Source organism: Stenotrophomonas sp. CASM101 (assembly GCF_049384845.1).
In the GTDB taxonomy this organism is placed as follows: domain Bacteria; phylum Pseudomonadota; class Gammaproteobacteria; order Xanthomonadales; family Xanthomonadaceae; genus Stenotrophomonas; species Stenotrophomonas hibiscicola.
The window spans coordinates 1-13,846 of sequence record NZ_JBMRFR010000004.1 but is presented as its reverse complement, the minus strand read 5'-3'; the positions used below and the strand labels follow the sequence as shown (position 1 = coordinate 13,846).

The window sequence follows — 13,846 nt, the reverse complement described above, 5'->3', positions numbered from 1 at the left end:
GCGATGACCGTTCCCGTTGCCCGCCTCTCAAGTTTCTACTTGTTCTACTACGCGGCGCTCGGCGCGTTCACGCCGTACTGGAGCCTGTTCCTGACCGCGCGCGGGATGAGCGTGACCGCGATCAGCGTGATGATGGGCCTGTGGTACGCCACCCGCGTCATCGCACCCAGTGCCTGGACCTCGCTGGCGGCCGCATCACCGCGACCGATCCGCCTACTGCGCGTCGGCTGCGTGCTGACCCTGCTCAGCTTCGCCGCCTTCCTGCTGCCCCTGCCGCAGCCGTGGATGTACCCGGCGATGATCGTGTTCTGCTTCTTCTACAACGCGGTGATGCCGCAGTTCGAGTCGATCACCCTCACCCACCTGGGCAACGACAGCCATCGCTACGGGCTGATCCGGGTCTGGGGCTCGCTCGGTTTCATCGCCGTGGTCACCCTGTTCGGCTGGCTGATCGAAGGCGATGGCGCCGGCAGCCACGCCGGATTGTTGCCCTGGATGATGCTGCCCCTGTTCGTGCTGCTGGTTGCCTCGGCCTTCAGCAACCACTACGCGCGCGACATCGGCAGGACGGCGGGGGATGCCAGCGGCTTCTGGCAGATCGTGCGCCGACCGCCGGTGCTGGCGTTCTTCCTGGCCGCATTCATGGAGCAGCTGTCGTTCGGCCCGTACTACACGTTCTTCTCGGTCTACATGGACCATCACGGTTACCGTACCTCCGCCCTGGGCCTGCTGTGGACCATCGGCGTGGTCTTCGAAGTGGGCGTGTTCTTCACCATCGGCCGCTTCTTCCGCCGCTACGACGCCAGCTGGATGCTGCTGATCGCACTGGTCAGTTCCTGCCTGCGCTGGGCCGTGACCGCATTGTTCCCGGAGAACCTGCCGGTAATGCTGCTGGCGCAGACCGCGCACGCGCTGGGCTTTGCCGCGTTCTTTGCGGCGGCGATGCAGATGCTGGCGACCTACTTCCCCGGTCGTCTCAATGGCCACGGCCAGGGACTGCTCTATGGATTCTCGTCGGGTGTCGGCGGGGTGCTGGGCGCGCTTATTGCCGGCCAGCTGTGGAAGATCGACGATGGCCGCACCGCATTCCTGGCGGCTAGCGGGTTTGCCCTGATCGGCGCCCTGCTCTGCTTCTTCGCGCTGAGCCTGCCGCTGATACGCGCGCGCCGCAGAACTGCGTGCGCCCGGTAACGAAAACGCCGGGCAGGGCCCGGCGTTTTCATCATGCGGCAGATGCAGTTACCAGACCAGGTCGTCCGGCACCTGGTACTGCGGGTCCGCGTACGGATCTTCCTCGGCCGGCGCATTCGGATCGACCTTCAGCGCCACCGACGGGGCGAACACTGCCTCGCACTGTGCCAGCACCTCGGCGGTCACCAGCAGGTAGCGGCCGTTGAGCTGGACCACGCCCAGTTCACCGGCATTGAGCGCGGTCAGCTGTTCGGCGGTCACGTAGATGCGCTTGATCTTGCCGCCGTACGGGAAGTGGCGGGCAATGTCCGCCTCCTCGGCATTGAGGCTTTTGCCCTGCAGCAGCGCTTCCAGCTTGGCCTTCGCCTCACGGCGCACGCGTGCTTCTTCCTGCTTCAGGCGCTCGGCCTCGATGCGCTCTTCCTTCTCCCGCTGCGCACGGATCGCATAGGCCTTGGCCAGGTCCATCTCTTCGGCGCTGCGCGGCTTGCGCGGCCCCTGCTGCCCTTGGCCACCACGCGCCTGCCCACCGGGCTTGCCCGCCCCACCATGGCCATGCCCGCGACGCTCGCCGGGCTTGTGCTCGCCCTTGCCTGCGCCCTGCGGCTTTGCATTGCCGTTGCCACCCTTGCCCTGCGGGCGGCCGTCACGGCGGGGGCCATCATTCTTGCGCTCGGGCTTGGGCGCGGGCTTGAAGCCCAGGCCCATCAGCTGGTCGCGGAGGGTATCGCTCATAGGATTCGGATCAGTAGTGCGGCGGCGGCGGTTCGCTCGCCGGATCGGAAGAATTCAGTGCGTTGCGGACCTTGCCCAGGTCCTCCAGCAGGACGCGCAGCACATCGGCATTGCGCATGCCCTGCATGCGGGCATCAGCCAGCGCATCGCTCAACTCGGCCAGCGCCTGTTCCTGGAAGGACACGCGCATCTCCAACTCGACCAGGCGCGCTTCCAGCGCCTGCTCGCGTTCGGTCGGTAGATCAGACATGCAGCGAACGCCCCCGGCCGATGCCGTAGTACGCCAGGCCGGCGGCTTCCACTTCGGCCGGCTCATAGAGGTTGCGGCCGTCGAACACCACCGCGTCCTTCAGCTGCTCGCGCAGCTTCTGGAAATCGGGACTGCGGAACTGCTTCCACTCGGTCACCACGACCAGGGCATCCGCGCCCTGCAGCGCTTCGTCAGCATTGCTGCAGAACACCAGGTCATCGCGTTCGCCGAAGATGCGCTGCGATTCGTGCATCGCTTCCGGATCGTAGGCACGCACCGTGGCACCGCCTTCCCACAGCTGCGCCAGCAGGCGACGGCTGGAGGCTTCACGCATGTCATCAGTGTTCGGCTTGAAGGCCAGGCCCCACACGGCGAAGGTCTTGCCGCGCACCCCTTCGTCCTCGCCCTTGTCGTAATGACGCTGGATGAGGGCGAACAGATGGCCCTTCTGTGCATCGTTGACCGCTTCCACTGCATTGAGCAGCTTCGGCTCCAGGCCATGCTGCTGGGCGGTACGGGCCAATGCCTGCACGTCCTTCGGGAAGCACGAGCCGCCGTAGCCGGCGCCCGGGTAGATGAAGTGCCAGCCAATGCGCGGGTCCGAGCCGATGCCCTGGCGGACCTGCTCGACGTCGGCACCGACGCGTTCGGCAATGTTGGCGATTTCGTTCATGAATGAAATCTTGGTTGCCAGCATCGCATTGGCGGCGTACTTGGTCAGCTCGGCCGAACGCACGTCCATCTCGACCACGCGGTCGTGGTTGCGGTTGAACGGCGCGTACAGGCGGCGCATTACCGCTACCGACTCATCGCTGGTCGCACCGATGATGATGCGGTCCGGGCGCATGCAATCGGCGACTGCGTCGCCTTCCTTCAGGAATTCCGGATTGGACACCACGTCGAAGGTGATGTCCGCGCCACGCGCGGCCAGCTCTTCGGCAATGGCGGCGCGCACCTTGTCGGCGGTACCCACCGGCACCGTCGACTTGTTGACCACCACGGTGGGCACGCTCATGTGCCGGCCGATGGTACGGGCAACGGCCAGCACGTACTGCAGATCGGCGCTGCCATCCTCGTCCGGCGGGGTACCCACGGCGATGAACACTACCTGGCCATGCGCGATCGCCGACGCGGCATCGGTAGTGAATGCCAGCCGCGACGCGGCGTGGTTGGCCTTCACCATCGGCTCCAGGCCAGGCTCATAGATGGGAATGACGCCCTGGTTGAGGCCATCTACCTTGGCCTGGTCGATATCGACGCAGACCACCTGATGACCGACATCGGCCAGGCAGGTACCGGTCACCAGTCCAACGTAACCCGTACCAAAAATCGCAACGCGCATATCCGTATTCGCTCCTCGATGACTTACGGCAGGACGCCCAGCAGCTCGACGTCGAACGTCAAAGTCGCGTTCGGGCCGATCGGGCCGCCGGGAGTGCCGTTCTCACCGTAGGCGAGTTCGCCCGGGATCCAGAAGCGGTACTTCGAACCGACCGGCATCAGCGCAACGCCTTCGGTCCAGCCCTTGATCACCTGGTCCAGGCCGAACTCAGCCGGCTGGCGGCCGTAGGAACTGTCGAACACGGTGCCGTTGAGCAGCTTGCCTTCGTAGTTCACGCGCACCTTGCTGCTCGGCAGCGGACGCTCGCCGCTACCCGGGCGGATCACCTGGTACTGCAGGCCCGACGCGGTGGTCACCACGCCCGGCTGGGTCTTGTTCTTGGCCAGGAACGCATTGCCTTCCTCGCGGTTGGTCTGCGCAGCGGCGGCGGCCTTGGCCTGCATTTCGGCCTGCTTGCTGCCCATGAAGGCCTGAATGGTGGCGGTCGCGTCAGCTTCCGTCATCTTCGGCTGTCCCTTGCTCAGGCCGGTGCTGATCGCGTCAAACAGCGAGGCGACGTCGATGTCATCCTTCAGTTGCGCCAGCGACGGGCCCACCGAGTAGGAACCGATCATCTGCGAGACCTTGACGCGGTCGACCTTCGGCGGCTGCGAACCCGGCGCCACGCCCGGCACCTGCTGGCCGCTGCGGGCCATCACGACCTGGCGCAGGGCCGCGTCGGTGGCCTTGGCCTGTTCCTGGGTGATCTGCGGCTGCAGGCCTTCGAACGAACGCTCCACGGCGGTGCGCAGCGCGGCCACGTCGATCTCATCGGCGATCGGAGTGAACGACTTGGCCACGTCCAGGCCGATGGCGTAGCCCAGCTTCTGCTTGGGGGAACTCAAGGTTGCGGTCTCCTTGGCGGCTGCGGGGGCAGCCGGTTGTTGCGACAGAGCGACACCCGAAGTGCCCATCGCCAGAATCAGAACCGACGCCGCGGCGCCGCGCATTCCCATCTTCATTCGCTGCATTCCTGGAAGTGTCTGGGCGCCGACGTCGGCGCGAAAAGGATCATTGTCGCACGCATGCCGTCGATGTCGAGGCATGCGTGCCGGATATCAATGCGTGGCGGCGGCCGCCAGCGCCTTGTCGATGGCCGCGATCAGCTGCGGATCGTCCGGCGTCACCTTGCTGGCGAACTGGGCGATGACCTTCCCATCGCGGCCCACGAGGTACTTGTGGAAGTTCCAGGCCGGCGCAACGCCGGTCGCTGCGGTCAGCCGCTGGTACAGCGGCGTGGCCTGCTGACCGACCACATGCACTTTCTCGAACATCGGGAACCTGACGCCGTAGGTCAGGGTGCAGAAGTCCTGGATCTGCTTCTCGTCACCGGGCTCCTGGCCCTTGAAATCGTTGGACGGGAAGCCGAGCACCGCGAAGCCCTTGCCGGCGTACTGCCTGTGCAGCGCCTCCAGGCCTTCGTACTGAGGGGTATAGCCACACTTGCTGGCGGTATTGACCACCAGCAGCACCTGGCCGTGGTAGCGCTGCTGCAGGTTGACCTGCTGCTTGCCAGCCAGCGGCCGGTAGCTGACGTCGAGCAGGTCGGCGGCCAGCGCATTGGCCGAGGCTGCCAGGCCGAGGGCCAGCAGAGTCAACAGGGACAGGCCGCGGAAGCGGTGCGGGAAGGCGGTCGACAGGGGCATGGGAACGTTCCGCAATAGCCGTTTCAAGGGTCCGGCCAGCATCGGCCGGGAATCGGCCGAACTATAGCACCGGGCCCTGTGGCACCTGTCGGCCCCGCCGTGGCACAGCTTTGCCGGGCTTGGCGACAGCCTGTGGGAAACGGCCGCGGCGCGTCGTCATTGACATAGGATTGACGTGACTGAATGGAAGGCGGTCAGGGAAGCCGGTTTCACAACCAATTTTTCCTTTATTATCAATTGTCTGGATGGATATGGCGCGTTCTTGACCGCCCCTGCCATCAGTTGGGTGATGTGGGGGCTTGCACCCCGGCGTGCCGGTGTTATAGTTGCATACAACACCAGTCACCTGAGACAGGGGGAAGCCATGAACGTCCGGATCCGTCGCAACCTCACCGCACACGCGGCCGTCGCTGTTTCGACCCTGCTCGTGCTGGCCTGGTGGGCCACGCCCACCGCCCCTGCTTCTGCCGCTGTCGAAAGTGCGCAGGACGCGACGCTCTCCCCGGCAGGGAATGCCACCCCCTCCTCCCCCCCTCCCCCGCGTCGGCTGCACAGCGCGCTGTCCATGCCGTATTTCTCGTTCGCCCAGCCGCTGATCCCACGGAGCTGAACATGAGCGACATCCAGTGGAGCGACGGCGCTCCCATCTACCGTCAGTTGAAGGAGCGCGTGATCGCCATGATGCTCGACGGAATCCTCAAGCCGGGCGATGCCCTGCCTTCGGTGCGCCAGGTGGCCGCCGACTATCAACTCAACCCCATCACCGTTTCGCGCGCCTACCAGGAACTGGCTGACGAAGGCCTGGTGGAGAAGCGCCGCGGCCTGGGCATGTTCATGACCGAGCAGGCGGCTACGCAGCTGCGAAGCAGCGAGCGCGACCGTTTCCTCAACGAAGAATGGCCGGCGGTCCTGGAGCGCATCCAGCGCCTGGGCCTGAGCCTCGACGAATTGCTGCCCCAGGGGAAAGTCTGATGAAGAGCACTGCAAGTGAAGCGGTCATCACCGCCGGAGGCCTGCGCAAGGCCTACAAGACCACGGTCGCCCTCGACAACGCCAGCTTCAGCATCCCGAGCGGGCGCATCGTCGGCCTGATCGGGCCCAATGGCGCCGGCAAGACCACCGCGCTGAAGGCCATTCTTGGCCTGACCTCGGTGGAGGGGGACCTGAGCGTGCTCGGGCGTGACCCGCGACTGCACCGCGACGAACTGATGAATGACATCTGCTTCATCGCTGATGTCGCCGTGCTGCCGCGCTGGTTGAAGGTCCGCGAAGCGATCGACTTCGTCGCTGGCGTTCACCCGCGCTTCGACCGCGCCCGTTGCGAACGCTTCCTGGCCAACACCAAGCTGCAGCCGAAGCAGCGCGTGCGGGAGCTGTCCAAGGGCATGATCGTGCAGCTGCACCTGGCGCTGGTGATGGCCATCGATGCCCGCATCCTGGTGCTGGACGAGCCGACACTGGGCCTGGACATCCTGTACCGCAAGGAGTTCTACCAGCGCCTGCTGGAAGACTACTTCGACGAACAGAAGACGATCATCGTCACTACCCACCAGGTGGAGGAAATCGAGCATATCCTCAGCGACGTCATGTTCATCCGTGATGGCCGCATCGTGCTCGACGCTGAAATGGACGACGTCGGCCAGCGCTATACCGAGCTGCTGGTCAATGCCGAACAGCTGGACACCGCCCGCGCATTGAAGCCGATCGACGAGCGCAGCCTGGCGTTCGGCAAGACGGTGATGCTGTTCGATGGCGTGCCGCGCGCCCAGCTTTCCTCCCTCGGCGAGACCCGCATCCCGGGCCTGGCCGACCTGTTCGTCGCCATCATGAAGGGGACCTACGCATGAACGCCGTCAACCACCCCGTCAGCCCGATCGGCACCCTGCGCTGGCTGCTCAAGCGCGAGTATTGGGAGAACCGCGGCGGCTTCCTCTATGCACCGTTGATCGCCGGACTGATCTCGCTGGTGATGAGCACCATCGGCATCGCGTTCGGCCTGTTCGCGCTGCATCGTGCCGCGCGCGACGGCGGCCTGCACATCGACGGCGAAGATGTGAACATCAATGGCCTGGACCTGGCGCTGCTCACCCGCGACATCAGTGCCAAGGACCTGGCCGATCTCGGTAACGGCCTCGACCTGACCCTCGTGCTCAGCTCGGCGTGGCCATTCCTGGTCCTGGCCTTCGTGGTGTTCTTCTACTGCCTGGGCGCCCTGTACGATGACCGCCGCGACCGCAGCATCCTGTTCTGGAAGTCGCTGCCGCTGTCGGACACCCAGACGGTGCTGTCCAAGCTGATCAGTGCGCTGATCGTGGCCCCGCTGATCGCGGTGATCGCTGGCATCATCACCATGCTCGGCTTCATGCTGGTCATCAGCATCGTCGCGCTGATGCACGGTGGCAGCCCGATGACCCTGATCTGGGGCCCGGCCAGCCCGTTGACCCTGGCTGCCGGCCACCTGAGCTGGATTCCGGTCTACGCGCTGTGGGCCCTGCCCACCGCCGGCTGGCTGCTGCTGTGCTCGGCCTGGGCCAAGAGCAAGCCGTTCCTGTGGGCGGTGATGCTGCCGCTGTTTGCCGGCGTCATCGTCAGCACCACCAAGATCATGCCGCTGTTCGGTCTGACCACCGGCTGGTTCTGGCAGAACATCGTCGGCCGCCTGCTGCTGGGCGGCGTACCCGGCATGGACCTGCTGTATCGCCTCGGCGCAGGTGAAGGGTCGCGCCGCGATCTGGACTCGGTGGTCAGCCTGATGTCCCCTGCCTCGCAGCTGAAGTCGCTGGCGATGCCGGAACTGTGGATCGGTGCGGCCGTCGGTGCAGTGTTCATCTTCCTCGCCATCCGCCTGCGCAAGCGCGCCGGCGAGATCTGACTCCACCCATCCGGAGGCACCACCCATGCGTTCCCTGCTCGCCTGTTCTGCGTTGTTGCTGTTGCCGCTGTCGGCGCTGGCCGCCGATGCCCCTAACTGCAAGTTCACCGCTGCCCGTACGTTGAAGCTGGAGACATCCGGCGCCAAGGCGGTGGTGTTCGAGGTGAACCAGCATGACCTGAAGGTGGTCGCCAGCAAGGGCGGTGGCCAGCTGGATGGTCGCGCCTGCGCCTCCAGCCAGGAATGGTTGGACCAGCTGGTGCTGGATCAGCGGAAGGAAGGCGACAAGCTGGTGGTCAGCCTGCGCCGCGAAGGCCGCGACAGCGGCATCAGCCTGGGCAGCAGCTATGCCTGGCTGGACATCCGTGGCAGCGTGCCGGACAACCTGCCGCTGCAGCTCAAGGTCGGCTCCGGCGATGCCAGCGTGGAAAACGCGCAGTCACTCAGCGTGGACGTCGGTTCCGGTGACGCCGTGGCCCGCGGAACCCGTGGCAGCATTCACGCCGCAGTGGGTTCGGGCGACCTCAACATCGATGGCGGCGGCTCCCTGAACCTGCTCTCGCTGGGTTCCGGCGACGTCACCGTACGCAACATCACCGGCGACGCCAGCACCGGTACCGTCGGCTCCGGTGACCTGAAGATCACCGATGTGCGTGGCAACGCGCGGCTGGATACCGTGGGCTCGGGTGACATCGAGTTCAAGCGTGTGCAGGGCAGCGTTGAAGTGGGCGTGGTCGGCTCCGGCGGGGTCGATCTGGCCGATATCGGCGGCAATGTGCATGTCCGCAGCCACGGTTCGGGCGACATCCACGTCGACGGGGTGCGCGGCACCCTGACCGTCGATCGCAGCGGCAGCGGTGACGTCGATCATCGCAACGTCAGCGGCCGGGTCACCCTGCCGCGCAGCAAGTAACCCTTTTCCAGACACTACCAGGGGAACACCATGAACCTGTTGCGCCCGCTGCCTGCCACCCTGCTGTGCCTGCCGCTGATCGCCTGCGGCGGCACGTCCTCCACGCCTGATACCACCGTCGGCAAAAGCGTGGCCGAGGCGACCAGCGGGGTCGGCCAGACGGTCAAGGAGGCCATGGACGATGCCCGCAAGGACATCGCCCAGGGCAACATCAAGATCTCGGCCGACAAGCAGCCGCGTGCGGAGATCACGCCGGACGGGCGGCTGCTGATCGGCGGCAAGGAAGTGCCGGCCGATGAGGCCCAGCGCCGGCAGCTGCTGGAATACCGCGGCCACGTCGTTGCCATTGCAATGGACGGCATGGATGTCGGCCTGGCCGGTGCCAAGCTCGGCGCCAGTGCTGCCGGAGAGGCCCTGAAGGGCATCTTCAGCGGCGACAGCGAGGGCATCGAGAAGCGGATCAATGCCGAGGCGGAGAAGATCGAAGCCCAGGCCAAGCGCATCTGCAACCGCATGCCGGCGATGCTGGCCAGCCAGCAGGCGCTGGCCGCATCGCTGCCCGCGTTCAGGCCGTACGCCACGATGGACCAGAGTGACGTCGACGACTGCGGCAAGGACGCCGTGGTCCAGCGCTAGGCCTGTGACAGATCAGCGCACCCGGCCGGCAGTGGCGCCCCGCTGCCGGCCGTAACGTGCCGACCGGCTTACAATGTCGGCCCCGGACGCCCCCGAACCGAATGCCATGAAGAAGTTGTTCCTGCTGCTGGCCGCCCTGCTCTGCCTGGGCCTGGTCGGCTGTGACAAGGATTACCGCAACCACCGCGCCGAGCGCGGCAAGCCCAAGATTTCCGTCAGCGAAGGGATGGTGACCGTGCGTCGCCCGCCGGCACCGAACATCATCATCCTCGGCGATGGCACGATGAAGGTGGACGAGATCCAGATCCCGCTCGACGAAGGGCAGAAGCAGATGCTGCAGACGATGTTCGGCCGGCTGCAGGTACTGCGCCAGAACACCCTGGTCGCCGCCCCGGCCGATCCCAACATGCAACCGGTGAAGATCCAGCCGCCGGAAGGCATGGAAGTGATCCCGGCCGACCTGGTCCAGCGCATCCCCGAGTTCAAGGACTACACCGACACCTTCGGCAACATCGTCGCCGACCGTCGCTGAAGCAGAAACGCCGCCCCAGGGCGGCGTTTCCTCTTGTAGAGCCGAGCCCATGCCCGGTTCAGGTCCAGGAAGCAGCCGAGCATGGGCTCGGCCCTACGACCGGCGCATCAACCGCCGCCGCCACCGCCCCCCGCGTGGATGCCACCTGCGGTCAGTGCGGTCGGATCCAGCAGGCGCCGCAATTCGGCCTCCTCCAGGCCGCTGTCTTCCAGCGCTACGTCCAGCACCGGGCGCTGTTCCTTGTAGGCACGCTTGGCAATGGCCGCTGCCTTCTCGTAGCCGATGATCGGGTTCAGCGCCGTGACCAGGATGGGATTGCGCGACAGCGCCTCGGCAACACGGTCTTGGCGCACCTTCAGCCCGGCAATCGCGCTGTCGGCCAGCAGCCGCGACACATTGGCCAGCAGGCCGATGCCATCGAGCAGGTTCACCGCGATCAGCGGCAGGGTGACGTTGAGCTGGAAGTTGCCGGTCTGCCCGGCCACGGTGATCGCGGTGTGGTGGCCAATCACCTGCGCGCACGCCATCACGGTTGCTTCCGGAATCACCGGGTTGACCTTGCCCGGCATGATCGAGCTGCCCGGCTGCAGTGCCGGCAGTTCGATCTCGCCCAGCCCGGCCAGCGGACCGGCGTTCATCCAGCGAAGATCATTGGCGATCTTGATCAGCGCCACCGCCAGTGCATTGAGCTGGCCGGACAACTCCACTGCATCGTCCTGCGCGGCCAGGCCTTCGAACTTGTTCTCGGCGCTGTCGAACTTGAAACCGGTCTGTTGCTTCAGTGCCTTGGCTACCTGCGCGCCAAAACGCGGGTCGGCGTTGATGCCGGTGCCGATGGCGGTGCCACCCAGCGGCAGGCGGCGCACGCGCTTGAGGCTGTCTTCGATGCGCTCCTGCGCCGAGGCCAGCTGCGCCGACCATGCGCCGAACTCCTGCTCGAAGGTCAGTGGCATCGCGTCCATCAGGTGGGTACGGCCGGTCTTGACCACCTTGCGCAGGCTGCGGCCCTTCTTGTCGAGGGTCTTGCGCAGGTGCACCAGCGCCGGCAGCAGCTGTTCGTGCGTCGCCAGCACCGCCGACACGCGCAGCGCGGTCGGGATCACGTCGTTGGAGCTCTGCCCCTGGTTGACGTGGTCATTGGGATGCACGGTGGTCTTGCCCGCCTTGCCGGCACGGTTGGCCAGGGTGGCGATGACCTCATTGGCATTCATGTTCGACGACGTGCCCGAACCGGTCTGGTAGACGTCGATCGGGAAGTGCGCGTCCCAGTTGCCGGCGGCCACTTCGGCAGCAGCGGTCTGGATGGCCTTGGCCACGTTCTTCGGCAGGTGGCCCAGCTCGGCGTTGACGCCGGCGGCAGCGCCCTTGACCAGGCCCAGGGCACGGATGAAACCGCGCGGCATGCGCTGGCCCGACACCGGGAAATTCTGCACGGCACGCTGGGTCTGGGCGCCCCACAGGGCGTCCGCAGGCACCTGCAGCTCGCCCATGCTGTCGTGTTCGATTCTGAAACCCTTGCTTGCAGCTTTGCTCATTGCATCAACTCCGCACTACTTCAGTTGGGGAAAGGGAAGCGGCGGCTGGCAGGGTGTCGCTTCCCGGGCTGGCGGCTGCGCCAACGATACTCCCTTGCCCGCAGCGTGGGATGACGAGGACGGGCCAGAACGTTCCGTCCGCAGGGCCGTGTTGTAGAGCCGAGCCCATGCTCGGCTTCCCGCAGGGCGCCGGATTCTCCGAAGCAGCCGAGCGTGGGCTCGGCTCTACAGGGCACGCCCCGCCGGCACGTCGTAGAATATCGGCCCCGCCGCTCGTCCCAGCCCTGCCGACATGTCCGATTCCGCCCTGCTCGCCCTGTCCCCGCTCGATGGCCGCTATGCCGGCAAGGTCGACGCGCTGCGCCCGATCTTCTCCGAATACGGCCTGATCAAGGCCCGCATCACGGTCGAGGTGGAATGGCTGCTGGCGCTGGCCGCCGAACCGGGCATCGTCGAACTGGCGCCGTTCTCCGACGCCGCCGTCGCCCGCCTGCGCGACCTGGCCGCCCGCTTCAGCCCGGCCCAGGCCGCGCGCGTGAAGGAGATCGAGCGCACCACCAACCATGACGTCAAGGCGGTGGAGTACTTCATCAAGGAACAGCTGAAGGATGACGCCGAGCTGGCGCCGGCGCTGGAATTCGTGCATTTCGCCTGCACCAGCGAAGACATCAACAACCTCAGCTACGGCCTGATGCTGGAACAGGCCCGCCGCGAGGTGCTGCTGCCGACCCTGGACGGCATCGCCAGCACCCTGCGCACCCTGGCCCACGCCCAGGCCGGCCAGCCGATGCTGTCGCGCACCCACGGCCAGACCGCCTCGCCGACCACTTTGGGCAAGGAACTGGCCAACGTGGTCGCTCGCCTGGAACGCCAGCGCCGGCAGATCGCCGCGGTCGAACTGACCGGCAAGATCAACGGTGCCGTCGGCAACTACAACGCCCACGTGGCCAGCTACCCGGACGTGGACTGGCCGGCCTTCGCCGAGCGCTTCGTGACCGGCCTGGGCCTGGTATTCAACCCGTACACCACGCAGATCGAGCCGCACGACAACGTGGCCGAGATCGGCGATGCCGCACGCCGCGCCAACATCATCCTGATCGATCTGGCCCGCGACATCTGGGGCTACATCTCGCTGGGCTATTTCAAGCAGCGCCTGAAGGAAGGCGAAGTCGGCTCGTCGACGATGCCGCACAAGGTCAACCCGATCGATTTCGAGAATGCCGAAGGCAACTTCGGCATCGCCAACGCGCTGTTTGAGCACTTCAGCGCGAAGCTGCCGATCAGCCGCTGGCAGCGTGACCTGACCGATTCCACCGTGCTGCGTGCACTGGGCACCGCGTTCGGCCACAGCCAGGTGGCGCTGGATTCGCTGGCCAAGGGCCTGGGCAAGCTGGAAGTGAACCCGCAGCGCCTGGATGCCGATCTGGACGCGGCCTGGGAAGTGCTGGCCGAGGCCGTGCAGACGGTGATGCGCCGCCATGGCCTGCCGAACCCGTACGAGCAGCTGAAGGCGCTGACCCGCGGCCAGGGCATCACGGCCGAGTCGATGCGTGCGTTCGTGCAGGGGCTGGAGCTGCCGGCGGATGCGAAGCAGCGCCTGCTGGAGATGACCCCGGGCAGCTACACCGGCCTGGCCGAGTCGCTGGCGAAGAAGATCTAAGAGGTTTCCGTTGCGGCGGCGGCCGCGGGCGCTGCCTGCGGCAGGCAACGGCAACGGCAACAGCAATAGCAACGTCAAGAGCGGCTCTGGATTGCTGCTAGCTGGGCGGGCCGGGAGGGGCCAGCGGGACACGCCGTAAACCCATCCATGGGGGCTCGATGGCGCCATCCATGGCGCCAACGGTCCCGCTGACCCCTCCCGCCCCACCTCTGACAGATTTCCGGTGACGGATCGAAGAGCGTGGGGTTGTCGGGGCGGAATTTGAAAGAGGGACGCGGCTTCGCCGCGTCCGTCTTTGTTTGAGGGTCTTTTGTAGAGCCGAGCCCGTGCTCGGCTGCTTTTGGGCGTGGGCAACAGCAAGCCGAGCGTGGGCTCGGCTCTACACGAGCAAGCGCAGCGCGCGACCCGCTCTTGCCTTTGATTTTCTTCTTCCATTCCGTGGCGGGCCGCGCAGGAAACTGTCAGGGGCCGGGGGGGGGGGGGGGGGGGGGGGGG

At 66.1% G+C, this 13,846-nt stretch carries 15 protein-coding genes; 9 read left to right on the top strand and 6 right to left on the bottom strand.

The genetic code is table 11. The features are described 5' to 3' along the window. Window positions 1-3 precede the first annotated feature (3 nt). Entirely contained in the window at window positions 4-1,191 is a 1,188-nt protein-coding gene (locus tag VG543_RS08290; RefSeq protein ID WP_143994109.1) for an MFS transporter, read from the top strand. Window positions 1,192-1,239: 48 nt separating this feature from the next. Here VG543_RS08290 and VG543_RS08285 read toward each other — a convergent pair whose 3' ends face one another. From VG543_RS08285 to VG543_RS08265, 5 genes are all read right to left on the bottom strand, one after another. Next, window positions 1,240-1,926, bottom strand: coding sequence for a DUF2058 domain-containing protein (locus VG543_RS08285; protein ID WP_021202714.1), 687 nt, complete (start codon window positions 1,924-1,926; stop codon window positions 1,240-1,242). Window positions 1,927-1,936: 10 nt separating this feature from the next. After that, window positions 1,937-2,176 (bottom strand): SlyX family protein, encoded by a 240-nt coding sequence (locus tag VG543_RS08280; protein ID WP_019660397.1) that lies wholly within the window; start codon window positions 2,174-2,176, stop codon window positions 1,937-1,939. Continuing rightward, window positions 2,169-3,518, bottom strand: a complete 1,350-nt coding sequence (locus tag VG543_RS08275; protein ID WP_019660398.1) for a UDP-glucose dehydrogenase family protein — start codon at window positions 3,516-3,518, stop codon at window positions 2,169-2,171. The genes VG543_RS08280 and VG543_RS08275 overlap by 8 nt, the downstream gene beginning before the upstream one ends. Window positions 3,519-3,541: 23 nt before the next feature. After that, entirely contained in the window at window positions 3,542-4,519 is a 978-nt protein-coding gene (locus VG543_RS08270; RefSeq protein ID WP_423178473.1) for an FKBP-type peptidyl-prolyl cis-trans isomerase N-terminal domain-containing protein, read from the bottom strand. A 96-nt stretch (window positions 4,520-4,615) separates the two neighbouring features. Next, on the bottom strand, window positions 4,616-5,203 hold the full coding sequence (locus tag VG543_RS08265) for a glutathione peroxidase (protein ID WP_058981265.1): 588 nt from the start codon (window positions 5,201-5,203) through the stop codon (window positions 4,616-4,618). A 364-nt stretch (window positions 5,204-5,567) separates the two neighbouring features. Between VG543_RS08265 and VG543_RS08260 the strand changes: the two genes are divergently transcribed. From VG543_RS08260 to VG543_RS08230, 7 genes are all read left to right on the top strand, one after another. Next, window positions 5,568-5,813 (top strand): hypothetical protein, encoded by a 246-nt coding sequence (locus VG543_RS08260; RefSeq protein ID WP_423178481.1) that lies wholly within the window; start codon window positions 5,568-5,570, stop codon window positions 5,811-5,813. 2 nt (window positions 5,814-5,815) lie between these two features. Next, window positions 5,816-6,175, top strand: a complete 360-nt coding sequence (locus VG543_RS08255; protein ID WP_006453095.1) for a GntR family transcriptional regulator — start codon at window positions 5,816-5,818, stop codon at window positions 6,173-6,175. After that, the gene (locus VG543_RS08250) at window positions 6,175-7,050 is read left to right on the top strand and encodes an ABC transporter ATP-binding protein (RefSeq protein ID WP_423178474.1); all 876 of its coding nucleotides are present in this window, start codon (window positions 6,175-6,177) and stop codon (window positions 7,048-7,050) included. The genes VG543_RS08255 and VG543_RS08250 overlap by 1 nt, the downstream gene beginning before the upstream one ends. After that, window positions 7,047-8,075 carry an ABC-2 transporter permease gene (locus tag VG543_RS08245; RefSeq protein ID WP_019660402.1) on the top strand — a complete coding sequence of 343 codons (1,029 nt, stop codon included), beginning with the start codon at window positions 7,047-7,049 and terminating at the stop codon, window positions 8,073-8,075. The genes VG543_RS08250 and VG543_RS08245 overlap by 4 nt, the downstream gene beginning before the upstream one ends. Before the next feature lie 25 nt (window positions 8,076-8,100). Then, window positions 8,101-8,988, top strand: coding sequence for a DUF4097 family beta strand repeat-containing protein (locus VG543_RS08240; protein WP_111099345.1), 888 nt, complete (start codon window positions 8,101-8,103; stop codon window positions 8,986-8,988). Between the two features lie 30 nt (window positions 8,989-9,018). Then, window positions 9,019-9,624, top strand: a complete 606-nt coding sequence (locus tag VG543_RS08235; protein WP_423178475.1) for a hypothetical protein — start codon at window positions 9,019-9,021, stop codon at window positions 9,622-9,624. Between the two features lie 106 nt (window positions 9,625-9,730). Continuing rightward, window positions 9,731-10,156: a hypothetical protein gene (locus VG543_RS08230; protein WP_032953534.1), complete on the top strand. Its 426-nt coding sequence runs from the start codon at window positions 9,731-9,733 to the stop codon at window positions 10,154-10,156. Window positions 10,157-10,263: 107 nt separating this feature from the next. Here the strand turns inward: VG543_RS08230 and VG543_RS08225 are convergent, their stop codons facing one another. After that, entirely contained in the window at window positions 10,264-11,691 is a 1,428-nt protein-coding gene (locus tag VG543_RS08225; protein WP_111099344.1) for a class II fumarate hydratase, read from the bottom strand. Window positions 11,692-11,983: 292 nt separating this feature from the next. Between VG543_RS08225 and purB the strand changes: the two genes are divergently transcribed. Beyond that, entirely contained in the window at window positions 11,984-13,351 is a 1,368-nt protein-coding gene (gene purB, locus VG543_RS08220; RefSeq protein ID WP_019660407.1) for an adenylosuccinate lyase, read from the top strand. The last annotated feature ends 495 nt before the right edge of the window (window positions 13,352-13,846 follow it).

What these genes read in the sequence shown, in the direction of transcription:
- VG543_RS08290 (WP_143994109.1), top strand. Translation starts at nt 4, where the DNA reads ATGACCGTTCCCGTTGCCCGCCTCTCAAGTTTCTACTTGTTCTACTAC.
- VG543_RS08285 (WP_021202714.1), bottom strand. Translation starts at nt 1,926, where the DNA reads ATGAGCGATACCCTCCGCGACCAGCTGATGGGCCTGGGCTTCAAGCCC.
- VG543_RS08280 (WP_019660397.1), bottom strand. Translation starts at nt 2,176, where the DNA reads ATGTCTGATCTACCGACCGAACGCGAGCAGGCGCTGGAAGCGCGCCTG.
- VG543_RS08275 (WP_019660398.1), bottom strand. Translation starts at nt 3,518, where the DNA reads ATGCGCGTTGCGATTTTTGGTACGGGTTACGTTGGACTGGTGACCGGT.
- VG543_RS08270 (WP_423178473.1), bottom strand. Translation starts at nt 4,519, where the DNA reads ATGAAGATGGGAATGCGCGGCGCCGCGGCGTCGGTTCTGATTCTGGCG.
- VG543_RS08265 (WP_058981265.1), bottom strand. Translation starts at nt 5,203, where the DNA reads ATGCCCCTGTCGACCGCCTTCCCGCACCGCTTCCGCGGCCTGTCCCTG.
- VG543_RS08260 (WP_423178481.1), top strand. Translation starts at nt 5,568, where the DNA reads ATGAACGTCCGGATCCGTCGCAACCTCACCGCACACGCGGCCGTCGCT.
- VG543_RS08255 (WP_006453095.1), top strand. Translation starts at nt 5,816, where the DNA reads ATGAGCGACATCCAGTGGAGCGACGGCGCTCCCATCTACCGTCAGTTG.
- VG543_RS08250 (WP_423178474.1), top strand. Translation starts at nt 6,175, where the DNA reads ATGAAGAGCACTGCAAGTGAAGCGGTCATCACCGCCGGAGGCCTGCGC.
- VG543_RS08245 (WP_019660402.1), top strand. Translation starts at nt 7,047, where the DNA reads ATGAACGCCGTCAACCACCCCGTCAGCCCGATCGGCACCCTGCGCTGG.
- VG543_RS08240 (WP_111099345.1), top strand. Translation starts at nt 8,101, where the DNA reads ATGCGTTCCCTGCTCGCCTGTTCTGCGTTGTTGCTGTTGCCGCTGTCG.
- VG543_RS08235 (WP_423178475.1), top strand. Translation starts at nt 9,019, where the DNA reads ATGAACCTGTTGCGCCCGCTGCCTGCCACCCTGCTGTGCCTGCCGCTG.
- VG543_RS08230 (WP_032953534.1), top strand. Translation starts at nt 9,731, where the DNA reads ATGAAGAAGTTGTTCCTGCTGCTGGCCGCCCTGCTCTGCCTGGGCCTG.
- VG543_RS08225 (WP_111099344.1), bottom strand. Translation starts at nt 11,691, where the DNA reads ATGAGCAAAGCTGCAAGCAAGGGTTTCAGAATCGAACACGACAGCATG.
- purB (WP_019660407.1), top strand. Translation starts at nt 11,984, where the DNA reads ATGTCCGATTCCGCCCTGCTCGCCCTGTCCCCGCTCGATGGCCGCTAT.